The organism is Roseobacter sp. MH60115 (genome assembly GCF_015644665.1).
Classification (GTDB): Bacteria; Pseudomonadota; Alphaproteobacteria; order Rhodobacterales; family Rhodobacteraceae; genus Roseobacter.
Genome location: NZ_JADOBQ010000001.1, coordinates 118,464 through 143,376, shown reverse-complemented (window position 1 = coordinate 143,376; position 24,913 = coordinate 118,464). Strand labels below are relative to the sequence as shown.

The 24,913-nt window shown below is 59.3% G+C and carries 23 protein-coding genes; 16 read left to right on the top strand and 7 right to left on the bottom strand.

Features of this window, described 5'->3' with window-relative positions; all coding sequences use genetic code 11:
* Positions 1-4 precede the first annotated feature (4 nt).
* Positions 5-1,120, bottom strand: coding sequence for an S-(hydroxymethyl)glutathione dehydrogenase/class III alcohol dehydrogenase (locus ISX84_RS00595; RefSeq protein ID WP_195818383.1), 1,116 nt, complete (start codon positions 1,118-1,120; stop codon positions 5-7).
* Between the two features lie 227 nt (positions 1,121-1,347).
* Between ISX84_RS00595 and ISX84_RS00590 the strand changes: the two genes are divergently transcribed.
* Positions 1,348-4,779 carry an indolepyruvate ferredoxin oxidoreductase family protein gene (locus ISX84_RS00590; protein WP_195818382.1) on the top strand — a complete coding sequence of 1,144 codons (3,432 nt, stop codon included), beginning with the start codon at positions 1,348-1,350 and terminating at the stop codon, positions 4,777-4,779.
* Here the strand turns inward: ISX84_RS00590 and ISX84_RS00585 are convergent.
* A complete protein-coding gene (locus ISX84_RS00585; protein WP_195818381.1) occupies positions 4,746-5,765 on the bottom strand; it encodes a LacI family DNA-binding transcriptional regulator in 1,020 nt (339 codons plus the stop codon). The two genes, ISX84_RS00590 and ISX84_RS00585, sit on opposite strands and share 34 nt — an antisense overlap.
* A 286-nt stretch (positions 5,766-6,051) precedes the next feature.
* Here ISX84_RS00585 and hisD point away from each other — a divergent pair, with 286 nt between their 5' ends.
* From hisD to ISX84_RS00550, 7 genes are read left to right on the top strand one after another with little or no spacing between them, the layout of a single operon-like run.
* Positions 6,052-7,359: a histidinol dehydrogenase gene (gene hisD, locus ISX84_RS00580; RefSeq protein ID WP_195818380.1), complete on the top strand. Its 1,308-nt coding sequence runs from the start codon at positions 6,052-6,054 to the stop codon at positions 7,357-7,359.
* A gap of 5 nt (positions 7,360-7,364) precedes the next feature.
* Positions 7,365-8,117, top strand: a complete 753-nt coding sequence (locus ISX84_RS00575) for an SDR family NAD(P)-dependent oxidoreductase (RefSeq protein ID WP_195818379.1) — start codon at positions 7,365-7,367, stop codon at positions 8,115-8,117.
* Complete coding sequence (locus ISX84_RS00570; RefSeq protein WP_195818378.1) at positions 8,114-9,130, top strand: alcohol dehydrogenase catalytic domain-containing protein; 1,017 nt, start codon at positions 8,114-8,116, stop codon at positions 9,128-9,130. Before ISX84_RS00575 ends, ISX84_RS00570 begins: the two co-directional genes overlap by 4 nt.
* A gap of 44 nt (positions 9,131-9,174) precedes the next feature.
* Positions 9,175-9,579, top strand: coding sequence for a universal stress protein (locus tag ISX84_RS00565; RefSeq protein ID WP_195818377.1), 405 nt, complete (start codon positions 9,175-9,177; stop codon positions 9,577-9,579).
* Positions 9,580-9,632: 53 nt separating this feature from the next.
* Positions 9,633-10,139 carry a sulfopyruvate decarboxylase subunit alpha gene (comD, locus tag ISX84_RS00560; protein ID WP_195818376.1) on the top strand — a complete coding sequence of 169 codons (507 nt, stop codon included), beginning with the start codon at positions 9,633-9,635 and terminating at the stop codon, positions 10,137-10,139.
* Complete coding sequence (gene comE / locus ISX84_RS00555) at positions 10,136-10,690, top strand: sulfopyruvate decarboxylase subunit beta (RefSeq protein WP_195818375.1); 555 nt, start codon at positions 10,136-10,138, stop codon at positions 10,688-10,690. The genes comD and comE overlap by 4 nt, the downstream gene beginning before the upstream one ends.
* Before the next feature lie 4 nt (positions 10,691-10,694).
* Complete coding sequence (locus tag ISX84_RS00550) at positions 10,695-11,798, top strand: alpha-hydroxy acid oxidase (RefSeq protein WP_195818374.1); 1,104 nt, start codon at positions 10,695-10,697, stop codon at positions 11,796-11,798.
* On the opposite strand, the gene ISX84_RS00545 is transcribed toward ISX84_RS00550, so the two are convergent.
* Positions 11,795-12,475: an SGNH/GDSL hydrolase family protein gene (locus tag ISX84_RS00545; protein WP_229884026.1), complete on the bottom strand. Its 681-nt coding sequence runs from the start codon at positions 12,473-12,475 to the stop codon at positions 11,795-11,797. The genes ISX84_RS00550 and ISX84_RS00545 overlap by 4 nt on opposite strands.
* Positions 12,476-12,957: 482 nt before the next feature.
* Here ISX84_RS00545 and ISX84_RS00540 point away from each other — a divergent pair, with 482 nt between their 5' ends.
* The 4 genes from ISX84_RS00540 to ISX84_RS00525 all read left to right on the top strand — a co-directional run bounded on the left by ISX84_RS00540 (position 12,958) and on the right by ISX84_RS00525 (position 16,367).
* Positions 12,958-13,521, top strand: a complete 564-nt coding sequence (locus ISX84_RS00540; protein WP_195818373.1) for a GbsR/MarR family transcriptional regulator — start codon at positions 12,958-12,960, stop codon at positions 13,519-13,521.
* 67 nt (positions 13,522-13,588) lie between these two features.
* On the top strand, positions 13,589-14,242 hold the full coding sequence (locus ISX84_RS00535) for a DUF4166 domain-containing protein (protein WP_229884025.1): 654 nt from the start codon (positions 13,589-13,591) through the stop codon (positions 14,240-14,242).
* On the top strand, positions 14,242-14,643 hold the full coding sequence (locus tag ISX84_RS00530; RefSeq protein ID WP_195818372.1) for a thiol-disulfide oxidoreductase DCC family protein: 402 nt from the start codon (positions 14,242-14,244) through the stop codon (positions 14,641-14,643). The genes ISX84_RS00535 and ISX84_RS00530 overlap by 1 nt, the downstream gene beginning before the upstream one ends.
* Positions 14,640-16,367, top strand: coding sequence for an SDR family oxidoreductase (locus ISX84_RS00525; protein WP_195818371.1), 1,728 nt, complete (start codon positions 14,640-14,642; stop codon positions 16,365-16,367). The genes ISX84_RS00530 and ISX84_RS00525 overlap by 4 nt, the downstream gene beginning before the upstream one ends.
* A 60-nt stretch (positions 16,368-16,427) precedes the next feature.
* Here ISX84_RS00525 and ISX84_RS00520 read toward each other — a convergent pair whose 3' ends face one another.
* Positions 16,428-16,922: a ClbS/DfsB family four-helix bundle protein gene (locus ISX84_RS00520; RefSeq protein WP_195818370.1), complete on the bottom strand. Its 495-nt coding sequence runs from the start codon at positions 16,920-16,922 to the stop codon at positions 16,428-16,430.
* Positions 16,923-17,166: 244 nt separating this feature from the next.
* Here ISX84_RS00520 and ISX84_RS00515 point away from each other — a divergent pair, with 244 nt between their 5' ends.
* Positions 17,167-17,853: a D-lyxose/D-mannose family sugar isomerase gene (locus ISX84_RS00515; protein WP_195818369.1), complete on the top strand. Its 687-nt coding sequence runs from the start codon at positions 17,167-17,169 to the stop codon at positions 17,851-17,853.
* Positions 17,854-17,902: 49 nt separating this feature from the next.
* Here ISX84_RS00515 and ISX84_RS00510 read toward each other — a convergent pair whose 3' ends face one another.
* The 3 genes from ISX84_RS00510 to ISX84_RS00500 form a co-directional block, all read right to left on the bottom strand.
* A complete protein-coding gene (locus tag ISX84_RS00510; protein ID WP_195818368.1) occupies positions 17,903-18,724 on the bottom strand; it encodes a DNA/RNA non-specific endonuclease in 822 nt (273 codons plus the stop codon).
* A 48-nt stretch (positions 18,725-18,772) separates the two neighbouring features.
* Positions 18,773-20,776 carry a S41 family peptidase gene (locus ISX84_RS00505; protein ID WP_195818367.1) on the bottom strand — a complete coding sequence of 668 codons (2,004 nt, stop codon included), beginning with the start codon at positions 20,774-20,776 and terminating at the stop codon, positions 18,773-18,775.
* Positions 20,777-21,089: 313 nt separating this feature from the next.
* Positions 21,090-22,016 (bottom strand): LysR family transcriptional regulator, encoded by a 927-nt coding sequence (locus tag ISX84_RS00500; protein ID WP_195818366.1) that lies wholly within the window; start codon positions 22,014-22,016, stop codon positions 21,090-21,092.
* A gap of 165 nt (positions 22,017-22,181) precedes the next feature.
* Between ISX84_RS00500 and ISX84_RS00495 the strand changes: the two genes are divergently transcribed.
* From ISX84_RS00495 to ISX84_RS00485, 3 genes are all read left to right on the top strand, one after another.
* Entirely contained in the window at positions 22,182-23,225 is a 1,044-nt protein-coding gene (locus ISX84_RS00495) for a D-cysteine desulfhydrase (RefSeq protein ID WP_229884086.1), read from the top strand.
* A 31-nt stretch (positions 23,226-23,256) separates the two neighbouring features.
* A complete protein-coding gene (locus ISX84_RS00490) occupies positions 23,257-24,123 on the top strand; it encodes an amino acid ABC transporter substrate-binding protein (protein ID WP_195818364.1) in 867 nt (288 codons plus the stop codon).
* 70 nt (positions 24,124-24,193) lie between these two features.
* On the top strand, positions 24,194-24,913 hold the full coding sequence (locus ISX84_RS00485) for an amino acid ABC transporter permease (protein WP_195818363.1): 720 nt from the start codon (positions 24,194-24,196) through the stop codon (positions 24,911-24,913).

The following is a 24,913-nucleotide window of genomic DNA, read 5'->3' as shown; positions in this document are numbered from 1 at the left end:
CCCCCTAGAACTCCACGACGGCTCTAATGGATTTGCCTTGGTGCATGAGGTCGAACCCGTGGTTGATCTCGTCGAGGGTGAGCTTGTGGGTGATCATCGGGTCGATCTCGATCTTGCCGTCCATGTACCAGTCCACGATCTTCGGCACATCCGTGCGCCCCTTCGCGCCACCAAAGGCCGTGCCACGCCAGACCCGGCCCGTGACCAGCTGGAAGGGCCGCGTCGCGATCTCCGCCCCCGCGGGCGCCACCCCGATGATGATGCTCTCCCCCCAGCCCTTGTGGGCGCATTCCAAAGCGGTCCGCATCACGTTCACATTGCCCGTGGCGTCGAATGTGTAATCCGCCCCACCCTTCGTAATCTCAACCAGATGGGCCACGATATCCCCATCCACCTTCGACGGATTGACAAAATCGGTCATCCCGAACTGTTGTCCCATGGTGGCCTTGTCGTCGTTCAGATCGACCCCCACGATCTGGTCACAGCCCGCCATGCGCAGTCCCTGGATCACGTTCAGACCGATGCCGCCCAGCCCAAAGACCACGCAGCGCGAGCCGATCTCGACCTTCGCGGTGTTGATCACAGCACCGATGCCCGTGGTCACACCACAACCGATGTAGCAGATCTTGTCGAAAGGTGCGTCTTTTCGGACCTTTGCGAGCGCTATTTCAGGGACCACCGTGTGATTGGCGAAGGTCGAGCAGCCCATGTAGTGGTGGATCGGCGTGCCATCCAGCATCGAAAACCGCGTCGACCCATCGGGCAGCAGGCCCGCCCCTTGCGTGGCGCGCACCTTCTGGCAGAGGTTGGTCTTGGGGTTCAGGCAATATTCGCATTCGCGGCATTCGGGCGTGTAGAGCGGGATCACATGGTCGCCCACCTCCAGGCTGGTGACGCCTTCACCGACCTCGATCACAACGCCCGCGCCCTCATGGCCCAGAATCGCCGGAAAGATGCCTTCGGGATCATCGCCCGAGCGCGTGAATTCATCCGTGTGGCACAGCCCCGTCGCCTTGATCTCCACCAGAACCTCGCCCGCCCGCGGACCCTCAAGGTTCACCTCCATGATCTCAAGCGGCTGACCAGCAGCAACCGCAACAGCAGCACGCGTCCGTAGCACAGGGTTTTCTCCTCATTGAATTCCGACACTGCCAGAGAAAGCCGCATGGCCATGATGTCAAGAGCAGGATGGTCGGAGGGAAACATACGGATTTGAAAAACTATTCCTACAAACCCGGGAAAATCGGAAAATTACCTTCACCAAACCGGCAACCTGTGAATTTACGGCAAGTCTTTTCGACCACTTTTTATAAGATTGCATGCAGGCATAGAATTCAGGACCCTGACATGACCCAACACCCATGCGACATCAGTGGCTACGCGCTGGAAGATCGTTACACCAAGGCGAAGGGTCGTGTGTTCATGACTGGCACGCAAGCGCTCGTGCGGATCATGCTGGACCAGGCACGCCGCGACCGGCTCGCCGGACTTAACACCGCGGGATTTGTCTCCGGCTACCGCGGCTCGCCTTTGGGCGGTGTGGATCAGGTAATGTGGCGCTCCGACGCTTTGCTCAAGGCGGCAGCGATCAAATTCATGCCTGCGGTGAATGAGGATCTTGGCGCGACGGCAGTTTTGGGAGCACAGCAAGCCAGCCTGGATCCGCAGTGTGCTGTCGAGGGCGTGTTTTCGATGTGGTACGGGAAGGGCCCGGGCGTGGATCGATCCGGCGACGCGCTGAAGCACGGCAACGCTTATGGATCTGCTCCGAAAGGCGGCGTGCTGGTGATTGCAGGCGACGACCATGGCTGTGTCAGCTCATCGATGCCACATCAATCGGACGTCGCCTTCATGTCGTGGTTCATGCCCACCCTGAACCCCGCAAGTGTCGCCGAATACCAGGCCTTTGGCGAATATGGTTTTGCGCTTTCACGGTTTTCGGGCACTTGGGTCGGGTTCAAGGCCATCTCTGAGACCGTGGAGAGCGGGCAATCTGTAGAGATCGTGCCGGACCGGGTATTCCGCCAGCCGGACTACACCGGTCCACCCGGCGGGCTGCATGTGCGGGTTGCGGATCTGCCCAGCCCGGACATCGAAGCGCGCATCCGCCACAAGCTCGATGCGGTGCAGGCTTTTGTCGAGGCAAACCCGATTGATCACGCGATTTACGGGATCCAGAAAGCGAGTTTTGGATTTGTGACCACGGGCAAGGCGCATCTGGATCTGATGGAGGCACTGCGCCTTCTGGGACTGGACGCGGCGCGATGCCGGGCGCTTGGGATCGACATCTACAAGGTCGGGATGGTCTGGCCCCTCGCCCATCACGCAGCGTTGGATTTCGTGACTGGCAAGCGCGAGGTGCTGGTGATCGAGGAAAAGCGCGGGATCATTGAATCGCAGTTCAAGGAGCATTTTTACGACTGGCCTGGTCGGAAACCGGCGCGGATGGTGGGCAAATACGACGAAAAGATGGAACCGCTGGTGCCCTGGACGGGGGAGTTGAGCCCCAGAGTGCTGCTACCCATCATCGCGGACAGGCTGAACCGGTTCTTTCCGGACGAAGGGTTTGTGGAAACAGCGCGTGCGCTGACACAGGTTGAGCCTCCTGTCATCCGGGTCGAAGGCGCAACACGCACGCCTTACTTCTGCTCCGGCTGCCCACACAACAGTTCCACCAAAGTGCCCGAGGGATCGAAAGCCGCCAGTGGCATCGGCTGCCATGTCATGGCCTCGTGGATGGATCGCGAGACGGTCGGGTATGCGCAGATGGGCGGCGAAGGGGTTCCGTGGGTCGCCACCTCGCTCTTCAATGGTGGCAAACACATCTTTCAAAACCTTGGTGAAGGCACCTGGTATCATTCGGGATCTTTGGCCATCCGCCAGGCGGTCGCGGCGGGCACGAACATCACTTATAAAATCCTTTACAACGATGCGGTGGCAATGACCGGGGGCCAACCGGTGGACGGACCTGTTTCCGTGACGGGGATCGCACAGACCTGCCGCGCAGAAGGCGTTACACGCATTGCACTTGTCTCCGACGATATCGGTAAGTTTAAAGCGTTGGACTGTCCAACCGGGACAACTTTCCATGACCGTGGCGAAATGGACAAGCTGCAGCGAGAGCTGCGCGAGGTCTCAGGCGTTTCAATCCTGATTTATGAACAGATGTGCGCCACAGAGAAACGTCGCAAACGCAAGCGTGGTCAGATGCCGGAGCCTGAGCAGGTTGTGGTGATCAACGATCTTGTCTGTGAAGGCTGTGGTGACTGCTCCACGGAGAGCAATTGCCTGAGCGTGGAGCCGCTGAAGACTGAATTTGGCACCAAGCGGCGGATCAATCAGTCGAGTTGCAACAAGGACCTCTCCTGCCTGAACGGGTTTTGCCCAAGCTTTGTGACGCTCGAAGGGGCCACGCGCCGACGCACACCCCTGCGCGACGTGGATGCGATCGCTTTGAGCGCGACGCTGCCTTTGCCGACGTTACCAGACCTGGCTAGGCCCTATAATCTGTTGGTCACCGGCGTGGGGGGCACAGGCGTCATTACCGTCGGCGCGCTCATTTCCATGGCCGCACATCTGGAGGGCAAGGGCGCCAGCGTGCTCGATTTCACCGGGTTTGCGCAGAAATTCGGCACCGTGTTGGGATACGTCAGGATCGGAGCCAGACCGGATCACCTGCACCAAGTGCGAATCGACGCCACGGCCGCGGACGCCGTCATCGGCTGCGACGTGGTTGTGTGTTCGTCGCCCAAGGCCTCAGCGCACTACCGCAAAGGTACGAAAGTCGTGTTGAACCGGGCGGAAATGCCGACCGGCGATCTGGTTTTGAACCGGGATGCGGATCTGCGGATCGACGACCGTGAGGCCGCGATTGCAGCGGTTGTGGGCCAGGACGCGCTGGATGCCATAGATGCGGGTCAGCTCGCCGATGACCTGATGGGCGATGCGGTCTATGCCAATGTCATCATGTTGGGATTTGCCTGGCAGCGGGGGCTGGTACCGGTGGGGTTTGAGGCGCTGATGCGGGCGATAAAGCTCAATGGCGTGGCACCCGAACAGAATACACGCGCGTTTGCCTTTGGGCGGGTGATGGCGGCAACACCGGGCAAATTGCAGGCCCCCGTGCAGGCCGCAGACGAAACACTAACCGATGTGATGGCGCGGCGTGGGACGTTTTTGAAGGCGTATCAAAACGCCGCATATGCCCGACGTTTCGAAGACAAACTGGCGCCGCTGAAGCAGTTGCCGGAGGATATCCAGATTTCAGCGGCGAAATCGCTCTTCAAACTGATGGCCTACAAAGACGAGTATGAAGTGGCGCGTTTGCACCGGGATCCGGGCTTTCAGGCGCGGCTGCAAAAGGATTTCGACGGGGATTTTCAGCTGCGCTATCACTTGGCGCCGCCTTTGTTGTCGCGCAGGAAGGACGGCCGCGGCAGACCTTTAAAGCGCAAATTCGGGCCATGGCTCGGCCCCCTCTTTGGCGTTCTGACGCACCTGAAATGGCTGCGGGGCGGTTGGGCAGATCCGTTTGGATACCATCCCGATCGCAGGCTGGAGCGTCGATTGATCGTCTGGTTCGAAGATATCCTGACGCAGGTGCCAGCGCTGTGGCGGGAAGGTCATTACGAAAGCGTTCGCAAGCTGGTCGAGGCCCCGCAGGACATACGCGGTTATGGTCCGGTCAAGGAAGACGCGGCAACCGAAGTTCGGGACCGGGTGAAACAACTGCTTGACGAGGCGCGTCAATCCGGCGGGGCTGCCAGCGACCCACGGTGAATGAATTCTGTGGGCAGCGGTGCAGGCGCCTCAACCGGGCCTCCGCTCAGTTTTGCAAGCAGCATTCTGGCTGCTGCACGTCCCATTTCGATCTGCGGCACGCGCACGGTCGCCAGAGGCGGATTGGACACCGACGCCAGCCCGATGTCGTCAAACCCCACAAGTGAGACGCGATCCGGCACATCAATCCCCATCTGCCGCGCGCGCATCAAAGCCCCTGCCGCCAGAACGTCATTGCCGCACATGATGACCGTCGGCGTATCAGGACGTTCCATAATCCATGCAAAGGCCTCGCCCCCGAATTCCAGCCGATACTTTGCTTCTTTGACATGCAGCAACGCGGCCCCCTGCCCGAAATCGGCAATGGCAGTTTCGATGCCGATGTGCCGGTCGCGCGCCCTGTCATTCCCATCCCGCACACCGCTAATCAGGGCAAAGCGGCGATGCCCCAGGGCCAACACGCGGCTTGTCGCGTCATAGGCGGCCCGGCAATTGTCAAACCCGACGTAGGTCTGCGCGGAATGCGGCTTGAAACACCAGGAGATCACGTGTTCAACGCGCCGTTTGGCCAGAAAGTCACGTGTGGCCTGCGGGCGTTCGTCCCCGATCAGCAGCAATCCATCCGCACCATGGGCGATCAACGCCTTGATCTGGCGAAGCTCCTGCTCCGGATCATAGCCGGTGCTGGCCAGCAGTAGGTTGACGCCCGCTTCAGAAAGCACCTCCTGAAACGCCTGCACCCCGCTGGCGAACATGGCATTCGCCATGCTGGGGATAATCGCCCCCACCGTGTTGGTCCGGTTCGACGCCAGCGCACGACCGCCGAAGTTGGGCGTGTAGCCCAAAACCTCAATCGCTTTCTCGATCTTGTCGCGCGTTTGCTTGGCGACTTTATCGGGATCATTCAGCGCCCGCGAGATACTGGCGGTCGATACACCAGCCATCCGGGCGACATCTTCAAGAGTGGGGGCAGAGTTTCGGGCCATCCGTGGATCGTATCGTCCTTTGCAGTCAAAGGCTTGCAGTTTCTTGCGCAGACACCGCCGGGCCTTGCCCGGACATTAGAAGGAAAGGCTTGCAAGAATCAATGTAAGCGCTTACACAAACATTCCAAGAGGAGCCGTTCACTTACCGTTCAGGCTCCACCCTTGGGGGTTGTCATGTACATTTCGTCGCGCACAGTTGTGGTCGGTACAGCGCAGTGGGCATCGAAGTTGCACATGCTTTCCCGCCCAGAAATTAGATCCGGATCATCAGACAGGAACCCCTTAAATGGCTCGTGAGTACCTCAAGAAAGCTGCAAAAACCGCAATGACGGATGCCGGTGACGTGCGCGAAACTGTTCAGAACATCCTCAATGATATTGAGGCGGGCGGCGATGCGGCGGCGCTGAAGTATGCCGAGAAGTTCGACAACTATCAGGGCAGCATCATTCTGAACGAGGAAGAAATCGCTGCCGCGTCGGTTCTTGTGTCGCAAAAGCTGAAGGATGACATCGCGTTTGCCCACGACAATGTCCGCCGTTTCGCCGAGACCCAGAAATCGACCATGCAGGATGTCGAACTGGAAGTTGTGCCGGGGCTGATTGCGGGGCAAAAGGCCATCCCCTGCCGGGCTGCGGGATGCTATGTCCCGGGCGGTCGGTACAGCCACATCGCCAGCGCCATCATGACCGTAACCACGGCGAAAGTGGCAGGCTGCCAGCACATCACCGCCTGTTCCCCACCGCGTCCGGGCATTGGGATCAACCCGGCCATCATTTACGCCGCCAACCTCTGCGGAGCGGACAGCATCCTGTCGATGGGCGGGGTGCAGGGTGTGGCCGCCATGACCTTCGGTCTTTTCGGCCTGCCCAAATCGGACATCCTTGTGGGGCCGGGCAACCAGTTCGTGGCGGAGGCCAAGCGCATTCTCTTTGGTCGCGTGGGCATCGACATGATCGCCGGACCGACCGACAGTCTTATCCTCGCAGACAAGGACGCTGATCCGTTCATTGTCGCAACAGACCTCGTCGGTCAGGCAGAGCACGGGTACAACTCGCCGGTCTGGCTGGTCACCGACGACCATCCGCTTGCGGAAAAGGTTATGGAAATCGTGCCCGGGCTGATTGCCGATCTGCCGGAATTGAACCGCGCAAATGCCGAAGCGGCGTGGCGCGATTATGCCGAAGTGATTGTCTGCGCCGACCGCGAGGAAATGGCGGCCTGTTCGGACGACTATGCCCCGGAACACCTGACTGTGCAGGCAGCGGATTTGCCATGGTGGCTTGATCGCCTGCAGTGTTACGGCTCACTTTTCCTCGGCGAGGAGACCACCGTGGCTTTCGGAGACAAGGCATCGGGCACCAACCACGTGCTGCCGACCTCGCAGTCTGCAAAATACACCGGTGGCCTGTCGGTCCATAAATACATGAAGATCGTCACCTGGCAGCGCGCAACCCGGGAAGGGTCCAGACCGGTGGCCGAAGCAACAGCGCGGATTTCCCGCCTTGAGGGGATGGAAGGGCATGCGCGCACTGCGGACGCGCGGCTGCACAAATACTTCCCCGAAGAAAACTTCGATCTGTCTGCGATCGACTGATCCTGATGAGCACACTCTTCGATGTTTCCGGCAAAGTAGCCTGCGTCACCGGCGCCAGCAGTGGCCTCGGACGTCAGGCAGCCAGCCTGTTGGCCCGTGCGGGCTGCCGGGTCGTCGGGGTGGCCAGACGGCCGGATCAGCTGGCCGCCTGGGCTGAGGAAACATCGGGAGAAACTGCCACCATCAGCGCCGACCTTGCGGATCGCGCGGCGCTGCGCGGGACCGCGACGGACGCGGCAAAACCGTTTGGACCCATTGATATCCTGATCAACGCGGCAGGCATCAACACTCGTCAAACCGCAGAGGAAGTCACAGACGAAGGCTGGGACGCGACATTGAACCTCAACCTGGCTGCTCCGTTTTTTCTGGCCCAGCATCTGGTGCCGGCCATGAAGGAAAAGGGCTGGGGTCGGATCGTCAATTTTGCATCCTTGCAATCGCGCAGGGCCTTTCCGGGCGGTATCAGCTACGGCGCATCGAAAGGCGGCGTAGAGCAGATGACCCGCGCCATGGCCGAGGCGTGGTCCGGCCACGGCATTACCGCCAATGCGCTGGCGCCGGGTTTTTTCCGCACCGAACTGACCGGACCGGTGTTCGCTGATCCGGAACTGGCACAACGCAACGCCGACCAGACCTGTATCGGGCGCAATGGCGAACCTGCCGATCTCGATGGGCCGCTGATGTTCTTTTGCTCGGAGGCGTCCGCCTATGTGACCGGACAGACCCTATTCGTAGACGGAGGTTTCACCGCCAAATGAAAGCGCTTGTTTACACGGACGTCGAAGAACTCTCCTACATGGACCGGCCCATGCCCGAGGCGCGCGATGGCGAGGCCCTTGTGCGGATCATGGCCTCCGGCATCTGCGGCTCGGACATGCATGCCTTCCTCGGCCACGACCCCCGGCGCCCCGCCCCGCTGACCCTGGGACATGAGGCTGCGGGCATCGTGGTTGGCGGGCCCGAGGACGGTCGGCGCGTCACCATCAATCCTCTGGTTGCCTGCGGTAACTGCCGCGATTGTAAGGCAGGCCGTGAAAATCTTTGTGCACGGCGGGAGATTATTTCCATGCCGCCACGCCAGGGGGCCTTCGCGGAATATGTCTCCATGCCGTTTGGGAACCTCGTGACGGTGCCGGATCACGTTCCGCTTGCGCATGCTGCCCTTGCCGAGCCGATTGCCTGTGGCTGGCATGGCGTCCGGCTGGGCCGGGCCCTGCTCGGGGGCGATCTCTCCGGTCTGCGCTGCGCCGTGATCGGGGGTGGCGCCATCGGTGTCGGGGCGGCGCTATCTCTTTCCGCACAGGGCGCGCGGGACATCACGGTGATCGAGCCCAATGAAGTGCGCCGCGCGCGTCTCGCCGACGTCGCCGGGTTCGAGGTTTGCGCCCCGGATGAGCCCGCCATGCCCCCCGATGGATCGGTGGATTTTGTCATTGATGGCGTGGGGTATGCAGCGACCCGCGAAACCGCGAGCCGTATGGCGCGCGCTGGTGGGGCGATTGTCCATATTGGCCTGGGCGAGGCAACCGGCGGCCTTGATATCCGCCGGATGACCCTGCAGGAGATCACCTTCATCGGAACATATACCTATACCGCCAGGGATTTCGTGGATACCGCGACCGCGATTTGTGACGGACGCCTGGGCCCGCTGGACTGGCTGGAAGAGCGCCCGTTGTCGGAGGGGCAAACCGCGTTTCGCGACATTCGCGCCGGCACCGTGGCCGCGCCGAAAATCATATTGACCCCGGAACATCGCACGTCGGACAGTTGAGGCCCGATCAATCGGCCTAAGGCCGTCGCATATGAGGACATGACATGCACAAGAAAATCATCGTTTCGCTGGCTCTCGATCACGGTATCAGTGAAGAGGCGCTGGCCATGGCGCGTCATCTGAAAGGAGACGACGGCGAGATCCTGGCCGTTCACGTCCATGAAACGCCCAACAGCACCGTGAATGCCTATGTCTCGGAGGACGTGATGAAGCGCGCCGTCGATGGCGCCAAGCAAAAGCTAGAGGATCGGGTGGCAGATACACCCGATGTCGATCCGGTTTTGCTGCACGGCAACCCCGGCCAGTCGCTCACAAGCTATGCCCAGAAAATCGGCGCAGACTGCATCATCGTCGGATCGCACAAGCCCGGGTTGAGCGATTTCTTCCTTGGCTCAACAGCATCTCGGGTGGTGCGTCACGCGCCCTGCTCTGTTTATGTAATACGTTAGAATACCCTCACAATACGCTGATTATACAGCGTTTCACCACAAGGAGTACGTAGGTGTCCATCAATACCAAAATCGTGGATGACTTCGTTGCCAACGGCATCGAGTTCGTCACCACAGTCCCGTGCAAACAGCTTGCCGGCGTCATTGACGAAGTTGAGGCGCGCGAGGAGATCTACCACATCCCCTCCAATAAGGAAGACGAAGGCATGGGCCTCTGCGCAGGTGCATTCATGGGCGGCAAGCGCCCTGCGATCATCATGCAGAACACTGCCATCGGTGTGACGGTCAATACGCTGGTGACGCTGACGCAATACTACCGGATGCCGCTGCCGATGCTGATCTCCTACCGGGGCGAACTGCGTGAGCCGGTGGCCTGCCAGGTGGAAATGGCCGTGCACACAAAGGCTCTGCTCAATCAGCTCAACATTCCCACCTATCACTTTCACAAGGAAAGCGATGCGGATGAACTCGACACGATCCTGAAATACACTTTCATGTGCAACAAACCTGTGGCGATCCTGACGGATGCGTCCTTCTGGGGAGGCTACGGCGACCAATGATCCGTTCCGAAGTTTTACGCGAAATCGCTCCGATCCTGCGGGATCATCTTGTGGTCTGCAACATCGGTCTTCCCAGCCAGGAGCTGCATATGATCGACGATCAACCGTCCAACTTTTACATGCTGGGCACGATGGGGCTGTCGTCGTCCATTGGCCTCGGCGTGGCGCTTGCGCAGGACAAGACCGTCATCTCCATTGATGGGGATGGGTCCGTTCTGACCAACTTTGGCACGCTGCCAACCATCGCCAACAACGTAGCCGATAACTTCATTCTGCTGATCGTCGACAACGGGTCATATGGCTCAACCGGGGACCAGCCGACCTATGCCGGCAAAAAGACGTCGCTCGCGGCGGTTGCCAAGGCCTGCGGTTGCGAAAACGTCATCGAGTGTCAGGACAAGGACACGGGCGGGGTGCTGCAACAGGCCATCGACAGCAAGAAGATGACCGTGATCGTGTGCAAATGCGACAGTGGAAACATCAAACTGCCCGTCATCACCATGGACCCGGTGGTCATCCGTGACCGCTTTATGAAGTCGGTGCAGGCCTGATCCCTTGGGAGGGGCAAACGCCATCCACGACTACGCGGATGCCCGCCGCCTTGCGCGCAGGCGCCTGCCGTGGATGGTGTTTGACTATATCGACGGGGCGGCAGGGAACGGCGTGGCGGAAGCGCGCAACCTTGCTGCCCTGCGCGACATCGAATTGCAGCCGCGCGTTCTGGTCAACGTAAGGGACCGCGATCTTTCGGTGCCGGTTTTCGATCATGCGGGGCTGGTTCCCTTCGGCATCAGCCCGATGGGGATGTGCAACCTGTCCGCGCCGGGCGCCGATCTGATGCTGGCGCGGATGGCAGCGCGGCATCAAGTGCCTCTCGGTGTGTCCACGGTCGCCTCGACCTCGATGGAGACGCTGATCAGTGCCGCCGAGGGTCATGCGTGGTTCCAACTCTACTTCAGCGGTGACGGCAGCGGGACGGCCCGGCTGGTCGACCGGGCCAAGGCCGCGGGGTACCGGACGCTGGTCATGACCCTGGACGTGCCGGAGGTCGGTCGCCGCCCACGTGAATTGCGACGCGGGTTTAAGATGCCGTTCCGGATCGGACCGATGCAGTTCATCGACTTCGCCCTGCATCCGCGCTGGTCTTTGACAACCTTGGCTGCAGGCGCTCCGAGTTTGGCAAATTTTACCGAGCCCGGTTTCGAGTTTGATCGCACGGAAAGTCGGGCCGCTGCGGATTGGGACTTCCTGAAACGTCTGCGGGATCAATGGGACGGCAACCTGGTGGCCAAGGGTGTGACCCATGTGGATGATGCGACACGGCTGAAAGCCGAAGGGGTGGATGCAATCCAAGTGTCCAGCCATGGTGGTCGCCAATTGGATGCCGCCCCGCCTCCGATCCTGTCTTTGCGGGCGATCCGCGAGGCCGTCGGCTCGGAATTTCCGCTTTTCTATGACACCGGACTCAGATCCGGCGAAGATGTGGTTAAAGCCTACATGATGGGGGCCAGCTTCGTTTTCTTTGGGCGCGCCATGCAGTTTGCGATTGCCGGTGGTGGTGAGGCGGGGCTCACGCGCTTCTCTGAATTGATCACGGAGGAAGTGGGGCTGACGCTGGCGCAGATGGGGCGCACCAGCCTGCCCTGCACCCTTGGCTAGCGGTCGATGATCCGCGCAATGCGTTCGGCAATCGCCCTGCTGGCTTTTTTGGACGGATGGATACGGTCCCCCGAATGAAAAGACCTGTCACCGTGCGGCACAAGATCCTTCAAGGAGACGAAGTGCACGCCCCGATCCGCTTGTGCCATGCGTGAGATGCGACGTTCGAGTTCATTGCCCTCATTCCGGCAGTGCTCGATAATCGAGCCAAACCCCGGGCTTCTCAGATACCCAACATAGATCACCTGTGCACCGGACTGCCGCATCATGCTCACCATGCGCGCAATCTCACCCTTTTTACCATTCGGGCCGATCATGCGTTCCATCTTATTGTCACACCGGCTGCACCCGCAGCCCAGCCAGAGGTCGTTGCCGCCGCCATTGACGATAATCCAGTCCCAATCGCCCCGGGCATACTGCTTGGAAATATTCAATCCCATCGCGCCTGTCACCGGCAGATGATAGAGGACCCGTGCGCCAACGACCGAGCGATCAATGACGGGTTCATTCAGTATCTGCTCGACCCCGTCGGCAATGCCCTGATCATGCCCGGCATGCCAGGCCATCATCGAATCCCCCATCGCCAGAATGCGCGGGGATTCGTCATGCGGAACGGTCTCTCCACATCCGGCAAGGATTAAAACAAAAACACTCAATTGAGCCCAAAGAAACTTCATCTGCACCACCACCGATCTGTCACCGCTCCCTCGCCTCATGGGCGCATTCACAGCATCTTTTGTACTTTGAGATCTCTGAAAACCCGTTAACACGGGGTGGAAAAGCCTGATCTGAAATGCAGACAGTTTTCACTAAATGCCTCTTAAAGAAAAACCGCCGAAGAGCCGCGACCTTCAAAAATATTGTTTATTTTCAACATTATAAAAGAAGACACTTGACCGAAACACCCAGTGTCAAATGAGAAACGAAGCAACAATTCATCCATTCTCAAAGCATTGGAGCCCTTACAGGCATAATCATGTCGCTCAAGACGTCGTTAACATCCAAAGAAATAAAACGAGCGTTCGCCAATCGGTTTTAGTCCGTTTAGCCCGGTGCAGAACACTCCGTTGTTTCCCGGGCGCTACGGTTCCTACACCGCCAGCAGATGCGCGCGCCCATAAACCTTGACAAATCACCATTCTTCTCTGATATTTCCGTCATGACAGAAATATCTGATAATTCTAACAAAGCCGATGCAAGATCGCAGTTTATCCTCTATTGGGGGGACATGGGCAGCCAATGGGGCGTCAACCGCTCTGTTGCGCAAATACAGGCACTGCTCTTTTTGAGTGTCTCGCCTTTGAATGCCGAACAGATTTCGGAAGAACTGGGCATTGCGCGATCAAACGTATCCAACTCTCTCAAAGAGTTGGTGAGTTGGAAATTGATCCGCCGCGTTCCTGTACCCGGAGATCGCCGCGAGCACTTTGAAGCAGAAACAGACGTTTGGGAAATCGCGCGCTGCGTAGCACAGGGCCGTAAGGAGCGCGAAATTGACCCGGCCATGCGGCTGATTTCCGATTGCGTCACTACAGCGGAGAACGAGGGCCACCTCAACCCCGTCATCCTGAAGCGCATGAAGGACATGCAGGAGTTTTTGACAACAGCGGACAGTTGGTATGCGCAGATGCTGAGTGTCCCCAAGGCGAAACTGAACCTGCTGTTGAAAATGGGTAACAAGGTGCTGTCAGTACTCACGCTGACGGGGAAAAAATCCGGCTGACGCAAAAAATTTACAAAATTATTTCTGTCAATACAGAAATTTCAGATCAAGTGAACAGGTAACCAATATGCAGATGACATCTCGATTTGACCCGCATAACCCGCAAAAAGACACCCGCTTCAGCACCCTGCTGGGGCCCGAAATGTGGCACCAGCTGCCGCAAGCCATCCGACAGCGTTTCGGCAAAAGGGTCCGGGGTGGTGCCAGCGTTGCCTATCAGGGGGTTGTGACCGATATGCAGATGAATTGGGCCGGGTGGCTGCTGTCGCAGGCGGCACGTCTGGTCGGCGGCCCCCTGCCCTATGACATGTCCTGCGTCGGTCAGCCCGCCATCGTGGTTGTCACCGAAGATATCGCGGGAGACGGGCAATTCTGGATACGGCAATATGGTCGTCAATCCGGATTTCCGCAAATGGTACACAGCTCCAAAAGATTTGCGGGCCCAACCGGGTTGGAAGAATACATCGGCTACGGCATCGGTATGGCATTGAGGACCGAAGCACTGGATGACGCGCTCTTCTTCAAAAGCGACCACTACTTCCTGTCGTTTCGCGGTTTGCGCATGCGCCTGCCCAGATGGATGAGCCCCGGCGCGCTGACCATTGGACACCACGATCTGGGTGGCGGCCGTTTCAGGTTTTCGCTGCGCCTCACCAATCGTCTCTTTGGGATGCTGATCGGTCAGGATGCAATCTTTCAGGACGCGGGAGGATCAAGCTGATGTCCAACCAGTCGACCTGGGTCTTCGACAGCCTGTGTGTGCTTTGTGATGGCGGCGTGCAGTACACACTGAAGCACGAAAAAACCGACAGCATTCGATTTGTCGCTATCCAATCGCAGGAGGGCCGCGATCTGGCAGTGACACATGGTATCGATCCCGATGATCCGGTCACATTCCTGTTCATCGAGAACGGCGCGGCCCTTGAAAAATCTGACGCCATCCTTGCGCTTGCCCGGCATTTGAATGGCCCGGCGCGATTGATCCTCTTGACGCAATGTCTGCCAAGGCGCTTCCGCGACATCGGCTACGACCTGCTGGCCCGCAACCGATACCGGCTGTTTGGAAAGAGAGACGACTGCATTCTTCCAACCGCTGCAAACCGGCACAGGTTCGGCTTATGAAACGGTCCCGCATTCTGATCATCGGGGGCACCGGCGTCTTTGGCAAACGCCTGGCCCATCACCTGATGACTTTTGAAGATATTGAGCTCTTCATCACGTCCAGATCTGCAGTCAAGGCAGAGCGTTTTGCCAAGGTCCTGCGTATGGGGAATGGAGCCACCCCGGTGCACGGCGTCGCGCTCGATTGTCGCGAAAATCTGGACGCAAGGCTGGACGACATCAGACCCTTCGCGGTCATCGATTGTTCGGGGCCCTTCCAGCACGCCGATTTCGAAGTTGCGCGCAGTGTTGTCGCCTCCGGTTCGCATCTGATCGATTTGGCCGATGCACGCAGCTATCTCGCAGGTTTTGTCGAAAGCTTGGAGGGTCTTGCCCGCGCGAAGGGTGTCGCAGCGCTGACCGGCGCAAGCTCGACCCCGACCCTGTCCGCCTGTGTGGTGGATCATCTGGCCCGGGATTGGCAACGCCTGGACACGATCGACATCTGCATTGCCCCCGGCGGTCAAAGCGAAGTCGGTCGTTCCGTCATTGAGGCGATCCTGAGCTACGCGGGCAAAGACACCCCAATCTGGCAGGACGGCCAATTATCCAAAACCTCCGGATGGTCCGAACCGAGAGTGGTTGACATCGCCGGTCTGGGCCGCCGTCGCGTCGCCGCCGTAGAGACCTATGACGCCGAGTATCTTGGTCCACGTCACAAGGTCCAATCCCGCGTTTCTTTCTCCGCAGGCCTGGAATCCACTATTGAGCAACGTGGTATTGAAACACTTGCGGCCTTGCGCAAATGGCATCTGCTGCCCGACCCAGGCTTCCTGATCCCGGTGCTCCTGAAAGCCAGGCAAGTGACGCGCCTTCCGACCTCGGATCGGGGCGGCATGCAGGTGTCAGTCTGCGGTCTGGATGCAAAAGGCGCGTTTACACAAGCCAATTGGACCCTCGTTGCCAAAGACGACCACGGGCCCAACGTGCCCATCCTGCCTGCTGCCGCCGCGCTCAAGAAACTCTTGGCAGGTGAGGGTGCAGTCGGCGCGCGTCTTGCACATGACGCCCTGACACTGCCTGACATCCTCGTAGAGACAGGTTCCTACGCGATCAAAACGAAAACGGATGTGATGTCGCGAGATCATGGATTGTTCGAAGCACACCTTGGGACGGATCGGTTTCGAAAGTTGCCCCAAGCCTTGCAGTATTTTCACGGACAAACAGCGCCTCCCATCTGGTCCGGAGAAGCGGATATCGATGCGGGAGGCTGGTTCCTGCCCAAACTTGCCGCATGGGTTTTCGGCTTCCCAAAGGCCGGGCGAAACGTACCCGTTTCTGTCTGCATTGATCGAAAGCTCTCCAGGCGCAGGTGCCTTGTTGAGCATTGGACAAGAAGCTTTGACGGCAAAATCCTGAGCTCGCGTCTGGCCCGTCAAAAAGAGGGTCGCCTGACGGAAGCATTCTGGCCTTTCACCTTTGTCCTCCCGGTGCAGGCAAGCACCGACAGGATCAAGATGCCTGTTGCATCCTGGACCATTGGCAGAATGCCCTTGCCCAAGGTCCTCGCACCACGGTCGGAAACCTCCGAATTTCAGGATTGCGAGGGTCGTTTTTGCTTTGATGTACGCCTCAGCCTGCCCGTGATCGGTCTGCTGGCCCACTATCGTGGGTGGCTGCGCCCGAAGGGCAACAGCGCCGTCGGGATAAACGATGCACAGAACAAGCTCCTGATATCTGGGTAAGCGCGACAAAACCGGCGTCGTTGGTGATTTGCGCGGGGCGGGTCTGAAACACCGGAAACCTTATCCGACCGCTCTGAGGCGTGCCCGAATAAACCTCACTGCGGATCGAAAGTGGCTCGGCCCCGCGGCCTCAGCCCAGCGCCCGGTTGTCCAGTTGTTCTTCGCCCCCTTCATGGGACCTCCGTAGAGCTCTGTCTCGGAGCGCTCTTCCAGGAAACGCGTCAACGCTTCGTATCTGTCCTGCAAAAGCCTGTGCGCATCCTCCCAGCTCATATGCGCCTGCTTTTGTCGTAATTCGGCGTTGTACCGCGACAACTCGTTCCATTTGTATCCTTCAGCAGGGAAAAACACCGGCTTGCCAGCAAGCCCGTCATGATACCACCCCAAGAACAGATCGATCCAATGCGCACGATGTGCGATCACATCCCTGACGGATGTATCCTCATCGTCTTTCAGCTGGGCAAAGGGTTCCTCAATCTGCATGACAAGCTTTTGCAGCTTGGCATACTCTTTCCGGGTGAGGTCCAGCAGTTCTGTCTTGCTTTGTGCGGCCATGACTGTTCTCGCGATACGATCCTAGTCTGGCATCTCTCATGATCTTGCGCATTGAGCCATGTCAACGGCGCCCGAGCGGGCGAAAAGCTCTATCCTTAGTGCCTGCCTGACAATGATCTGCAGGGTGGCACTCTTTTTACAATTGCCAAGCGTGTATTGGTGGTGCCCCGCGGGAAACTATGCCTAAATCCTCCAGACCGCCCCCGAACGCTGCTGATCGCATGCTCAACCCGAAAGACCCCGCATGAAACGTTCCCGCATCAACGACACGCTGACACAGGCGGATGAAATGATCCGCTCTCACGGTTTTACCCTGCCGCCTTTTGCCTATTGGTCGCCCGAAGAATTCAAGGCACGCAAAACCGAGGCACGCGCCCTGATCGACGCACGGTGCGGATGGGACATCACCGATTACGGCGCGGGTCGCTTCGATGAAATGGGGCTCTTCCTTTTCACCCTGCGCAATGGCTTGCTGTCGGATCTGAAACGCGGTGGCGGCATGTGCTACGCAGAGAAACTGCTGATCTCACGACAGGATCAACTGTCCCCGATGCACACGCATATCATCAAGGCCGAGGACATCATCAATCGCGGCGGCGCGACGCTTGTGATCGAGCTCTTCGGCTCGGATGATGCCGGTGATTTCGCCGAGGATCGCGGCGGCACCGTCTGGTGTGACGGTATCCGCCGGGACTTCGCGCCGGGGGAAAAGCTGCTCCTGGCACCGGGGGAGAGCGTGACACTGCGGCCGGGTGACTGGCATGCCTTCTGGGGAGAGGGCGGCGATGTGCTGGTCGGTGAGGTTTCCACCGTGAACGATGATGAAACCGATAACATCTTCCGCGAACGCATTGGCCGTTTCGCAACCGTCGAAGAGGACACAGATCCGGTGCATCTGCTGGTCAGCGACTACCAGACCTGGCTGCGGTGAACGCCACCAGCCAAGGCGGATATCGCCCGTTCTGACCGGACACCGGCGCTCAAAGCTGCCTTAGCAATCGGTGCCGCACCTGTGCGACAGGTCCGCCCGCCATGGCCGCAGAGAGATCGACGGAATAGTCCCAACCCGGGAAAAACCGCAACTTCGTCGCCTCCTCGATATCGAGAATATCAACCAGAAACCGATCCAGCGGTGTGCCGCGCGGCGCATCCTGCGGAAAGAGAAAACAGGCAATATCCACGTTCCCCTCCGCATCCCAGGGATAGGAGAACGGATCGACCGAGATGTAGTAATAGGCCACGGGGATTGGCACCTCGACGCCGTCGCGGGCGATCATCTCAGGATCCTCGCTGAAGACGGGACCGGCGATGGCCCAGACATGATCCTTGTCGGACGTGTCATCGATGTTCCGGATCTTGTTTTCGAGATCAAGCCAGACACCGGTGTTCAGGCTGCCGCGCTGCGGGCTCATGTTGGTCATGAAAAAGGTTTCGAGTTGCGCCAGACGCCCGAATTGCCGGTTGATAGCTTCATTGGGCACCATGTGACCCACATGATATTGAATGCCGTCTTTCCGACCGAAGGTCCTTGAACTCAGCCTAATGTCTTGCGCGATACGTTCATCCGCGTAGTAAAGATGCGGTCGGTCATAACCGACATCGCGACTGGCACGCGCGACCCGATACGCGGACCAGAGCGGTTGAAACCGGGTCGGACAGTACCCGGCCACATAGCCATGGTTGATGAGGATGGACACCTCATGGTCCTCATCTTCGTTGACCGGCGCGCCCTTGAATAGAAAGAGGTCAATCAAATGCGCAAAGTGATGACTGCTCGGGTGCACCCTGGTGTTATCGACCATTGGATAATCCCCTGTGAGTGAATGTTTTCTTGCTGCCCGGCGGGTGGCTCAGCTCTTGATCCGCCACGCGGCGGCCAATTCATCGCCGTCAAATCCCTGCAGATAGAGGGTGTCGAACGCATCGACATCTTCGATGGTCAGCTCCGTATCACCGTCCTCGACGTCCAGCGCGCCGATCGGCCGGTTGTCCAGATAAACATCGACCCGCGCGAGGTTCTCAGTCTTGATCGAGAGGGCAAGATCACCAGCGCTCTGGCTGACGATCTCTCCGCGCAAAACCCGTGTCGGCAGCTCGGCAAGCTTGCTGGCTGCGAATTCAATCAGATCGACATTGCCGTCCAGCAAATCGGCGCGTGTCGGATTGTGCAGGAAATCCGGTTGCACACCCAGATCCTCGACCGGCGTGCCGGACCGCTCCTTGACCCGCAGCGTGCGCCGGATGGCGACACGCATGTTCGCACCGCCCGGCAACCCTGCATAGGGACCACCCCGCCCTGCCAGACGACGCAACAGAGAATGCGTCCAGACATTCGCACCGCCGGCGCCGGTGTTGCCATCGACCCCGATGATCGGGCCGATATCATGATCCTGAAATCCGGCGGCAAAAATGTCCGTGGTGGAATAACACTTGGCATCCGTGATCAGCACGACAGGCCCCTGATACCGCTGCCCGATGCCGTTCGCCGTCTCGACTTCCGTGATCGGATAGCTTCTGGAATAAACAGCCCCCGTCGAAATGGATTCCTCCATCGACGCCCGCCACGGCGCCAGATCAAGCCCGATCACCGACGAGGAAGGCGCGTTCTTGCGGACGATATCGAGGTTCAGCGCCGTGTTGATGAATTGCGTGCGCTCCGTCTCGATCGGCTGGGGTGTCAGCACCTGCAACAGCCGCTCGCCTGCGTAGATCAGGCCACCGCCGTTGCCGCGAACATCGATGACCAGACCGTTTTGCGGCAGCAGCGCGGCAAGGCGCACAAACTCGGCCACAAAGGCGTCGGCATCATCGACACTGAACGTGTGAATGCGGATGTGTCCGATTTCCCCCGCTGCAGTCTCCACCGTCTTGGCATGCAGGACCGAAGGCATCGATGACGGCACTGCGCCACCAGCACTGACGTTGCGCCGACGCGACGGCTTCGCGGCGCGCACAGCGGCTTCGGCGGCCACAACTGACGGTGCAAACAGCATCTTCTTGGCAATTCCGGCAAGCTGGCCGTCAATGTCCACGCCCATCGCAAAAGCGTTCCCGCTGACCTCTTCCATCTGGGCGACCAGAGCGCCGGAAGCATCCGGGGTGAAAACCAGCCAGTTCAACCTGATTTCATGCTCAGCGCCATCCGCCGTCCGGTATCCGACCAGCACAAAATCTTCATCCGGCGGCAGCGACTGGATGAGCGGCCGGATGGTCATACGTTCCAATCCGCGTGCCCGCCGCGCCTCCGCATTTGAGCCTGCAAACCGGGTGGCGTTGGTGGCCACGGCCAGATCGATGGGTGCCCCGTTCCAGGACGTGACCTCCACACCCGGGCCAAAGGGGGGCTGGTCCAGACCAGCGACCAGATGGGACACCAGATAGCGTCGCGCGCCTCCCTCGAAAAAGCTTTCCAGCAGGAACGGCACATAGGCGGTTTTTGCGTTGTAGGGCGCGGGCAGAAAGTAGTTGGTGTGCAGGTCGCGCACCGAGGTGAAGATGCGCAGCATTTCCGCGTGGAATTCCAGATCCGACATGTCGTCTTCGGAGGATTCCAGTTTCTGCAGCAGCAGGCTCAGCGCCTGAACCGGACGCACCGCGTGCATGTTTTCCTTGAGCGGCAGATGCACATAGTTGTCCCGCATCAGCACCATGCCCTGTCGCACCAGTTGGATTTTCTCATCCGTTTCAAGTTCGCTTGGCGTTTTGCGAAAGTCCGGCAGCGTCTCCGTCGCGGCCATCATCGTCTTCACCGCAGCATGCGTATGCATCAAAAACGGAGCAGCGAGGTCCTTGCGGCGATTGCGGGGCGATGTCTTTGGTTTGTTCAATGAACGTTGGAGCGTTTTCTGGGCCATATCCTTCTCCAAAAATGTATTTGAGCTAAAAAAATCGACTGAATTGGGCATCACGATCAAAATTCTCGGAGCCGTTGTGCCTGTCACAATAACCCGAAGTTGCAGAATCTCAAAATCGAGCCGTGACCGGACAGGAAGTTTCGCGCTGCGTCCGAGCGCACCCGAGCCGTAGAAAAGGGTCGGTTTGCGGTATCTGCCCGCGTCCGCACAACCGATTTGGGAGGCGCCATCAAAAGGTTCTGCGCCGAGTCCGGTGGCCCGTTCCAGTGCACCGGGCGTCCAAGCGCATCCCGGCAATTGTCGGATATTCGGGCTAGGCGAGTGTACTCGCGTTCAACCCGCCCGGGGATCGATGCCTTGCACTCCAGACATTCAGCAGCGCGACCGCAGCGTCCTCGCGTGCATCCGCGTAGAGCGCGATGGCCAGAGGTTCATGCCCCAGCGTGTTCGCCAGAGAGACAAGCTCGCCGGTTTCGATCTCTCTATGGGCCATGCTGAACGGGATCCAGCCAACCCCAAGCCCCTTGAGCGCCATCTCCTTGATGCCGCTGGAAAACGCGGATTCGCAGACCGGGTTGTGCGTGAACCTTTGCGTCCCGAACGACCGTTCCGCCTTGCCAAGCACCTCTCCGAAATAGCTGTCCTCAGGGTAGACAATGGCGGGCGTGTCGCTGGCGACCGAAGCATCGCTTGTCACACCGTAGCGCAGGCTACCGCCGACGACCGGGATCAGCTGATCACTGCCCCAGGTGGCACGTCGCACCGTCTCCCCAAACGGAAGCGGCTCTGCACACTCAGTTTCGTAGCATAGCAACATGCTGGTGTCGCCACGCAGGAAAAGAGACACGCAGTCATGATGGTTTCCGGCACGAAGCCTGAACTTCAGCGATGGATAGAATTGTTTGGCATGCAAGGCCATCTCCGGAAATGTCGAGAAGATCGGCGCGTGTTGGGCCGCGATAGCGACCGTGGTGCTTTCGGGATCGAAATTCGCGATCCGACCCCGCAAGGCGCGGATACGTGCGATCAGCGCCCGGATTTCGTCTTCATTCGCGCTGAGCGCGGCATGGATGTCGATCCGGTTGGTACCGCGGGTGAGAATTGGCGCGCCGATCCAGTTTTCCAGCCCCCTGATCCGCCGCGAGAACGCCGGTTGCGTGATGTTTCGCCGCGATGCCGCGCGGGTCATGTTGCCCTCCTCCAGCAACACCAGAACGTCTTCAAGCCATTGTGTGTCCATACCCGCCCCTCCTTTGCCCATACAATAAGTATGAGCAGGCAGAGAAAGAAGCATTATTCTTCGCTTTCGCATTCAGCTTAGTTTGGGCGCAGCAGTTTGAAGGACCCAAACCCTATGTCAGTGAGCGACGAGACAACGACGCCGGAAGCGGCGGGCGCACCGGAGATGATGGCAAGCCGGTGCAAGGCTCTGTCGATCACGCTGGCCCGCTTTCCACGGGTACGTCTGGGACATTTACCCACCCCGCTGGAGCCCATGGACCGCCTGAGCGACCATCTGGGCGGGCCGCGCCTCTGGGTCAAACGGGACGATTGCACCGGGCTGTCGTCGGGCGGTAACAAGACGCGCAAGCTGGAATACCTCATGGCCGACGCACAGGCTCAGGGGGCTGATTGCATTGTGACCCAAGGGGCGACCCAATCCAATCACGCGCGCCAAACGGCCGCTGCCGCTGCCAAACTGGGAATGCGCTGCCACATCCTGCTGGAAGATCGCACAGGATCGAACAATCCGAATTACACTTTGAACGGCAACGTTCTGCTGGACCGTTTGCATGACGCCACCGTGTCGAAACGCGCTGGTGGCACCGACATGAATGCCGAGATGGAAGCCCTGGCCGAAACGCTGCGCGATGATGGTCAGACGCCCTACATCATCCCCGGCGGTGGCTCGAACCCGACCGGCGCGCTCGGTTACGTAAACTGCGCACGTGAGTTGGTGGAACAGGCAGCGGGAATCGGTCTGAACATCGACGCTTTCGTGCATGCCACCGGCAGTTCCGGCACGCAGGCCGGGCTGGTCACCGGGTTGGCAGCAATCCAGAGCGATATGCATCTGCTGGGCATCGGCGTACGCGCACCGCAGGAAAAACAGGAAGGGATGGTGTTCGATCTGGCACAGCGCACCGCTGATCACCTTTCCACCGGGCTGCAGATCGACCGCGCGCAGGTGCGGGCTAATTGCGACTACGTCGGGCCGGGTTATGGCCTGCCAACCGAAGGCATGATCAAGGCGGTCAAACTTCTGGCGCGGACCGAGGGGCTTTTGTTCGACCCGGTCTATTCCGGCAAGGGGCTGGATGGCCTGATTGACCTGATCCGCAAAGGATACTTCGACGGGATGGACAATATTGTCTTTCTGCATACGGGCGGCAGCGCTGCCCTCTTCGGCTATCCCGACACTTTCGATCTGCATGGATATGCGGACTAAACAATTAATAAAATCAACAAGGAGATGAACGATGTCGTTCAAGAAATCACTGATCACTGCTCTATGCGCTTTGGGGCTGTCCGCCCCCGCCGCCCTCGCCGACGGCCAGGGCGGCACATTGGATAAAATCGCTGCAAGCGGCGAAATTGTCATCGGGCACCGCGAAAGCTCTGTCCCCTTTTCGTACCTCGACGACAGTCAAAACCCGGTTGGGTACTCGATCGATCTTTGCCTCAAGGTGGTCGAGGCGGTTGCTGCCGAATTGGGCAAGGAACTGACCGTGAAATATGTGCCGGTCAATCCCAAGACCCGGATCGCGCTGATGGCCAATGGCACCATCGATCTGGAATGCGGATCGACCACCAACAACCTCACGCGCCAGCAGCAGGTGGAATACCTGCCGGTGACCTTCGTGACTGGCACAAAGATCCTGACCCGCAAGGATTCCGGGATCGGCTCCGTCGCTGATCTGGATGGGAAGGCCGTGGCCCTGGCGCAAGGTACGACGAACGAGCGTGCCGTTCTGGCCGCTGTCGAAGCCGCCGGTCTCGACGTCAAGGTCTTGCCGGTGCGGGACCATGCCGAGGGGATGCTGTCGCTGGAGACGGACCGTGTGGATGCCTACGCCACCGACCACATCCTGCTCTTTGGTCTCATCTCCAAATCCAAAACGCCCGACGAATTCGCAGTTGTCGGCGATTTCCTCTCCTTTGACCCCTATGCGCTGATGGTGCGGCGAGATGACAGCGCCTTTGAGCTCATCGGCAAGAAGGCCCTGGCCGAAGTGTTCCGGTCCGGCGAAATCAACGCGATCTATGCCAAATGGTTCGACCCGCTGGGCGTCCCGGCTGATCCGCTCTTGCAGGCGGCATTCAAGCTGGGCGCTTTGCCGAACTGAGGCGGTTCCGGGCCGGGCACGCATGATGTGACCCGGCCCCGGATCAACAGGGGCAGCGGGGCAAACGAGCATGAACTACAATTGGAATTGGGGTGTTCTCTTTGAAGAGCAATACCTCAGCTGGCTGATCTCCGGTTTTGGCTGGACCATCTCCGTCGCTCTCTCCGCCTGGTGCATCGCGATTGTCATCGGCTCTCTGGTGGGGGTCGGCAAGACGGTCCCCAACAAAATCGTGCGCGGCATCTGCGCCACCTATGTCGAGATCTTCCGCAATGTCCCGCTGCTGGTTCAGATGTTCATCTGGTACTTTGCGGTGCCGGAAATGCTGCCCGAGGACTGGGGGCACTGGATGAAGCGGGACCTGCCAAACCCGGAGTTCGTGACCGCCGTGGTCGCCCTTGGGCTCTACACCGCCTCCCGCATTGCCGAGCAGGTCCGCGCGGGCATTGAGACGGTCCCGCCGGGCCTCTCCGCTGCAGCAACGGCGCATGGTCTCAGCACGGCACAAACCTACCGTTATGTCCTCCTGCCGATCTCTTTTCGCATCATCGTGCCGCCGCTGACGTCGGAATTCCTGACTGTTTTCAAGAATTCCTCCCTCGCGCTGACGATTGGCCTGCTGGAATTAACGGCGCAGAGCCAGCAGATCGCGGAATACACTTTTCAGGGGTTCGAAGCCTTCACCGCCGCCACCGTGATCTACGTTTGCATCGCACTGGTCGCGACCATCCTGATGCAGGTGCTGGAGAAATACACACGCATCCCGGGCTATGTCGGCAAGGAGGCCTGA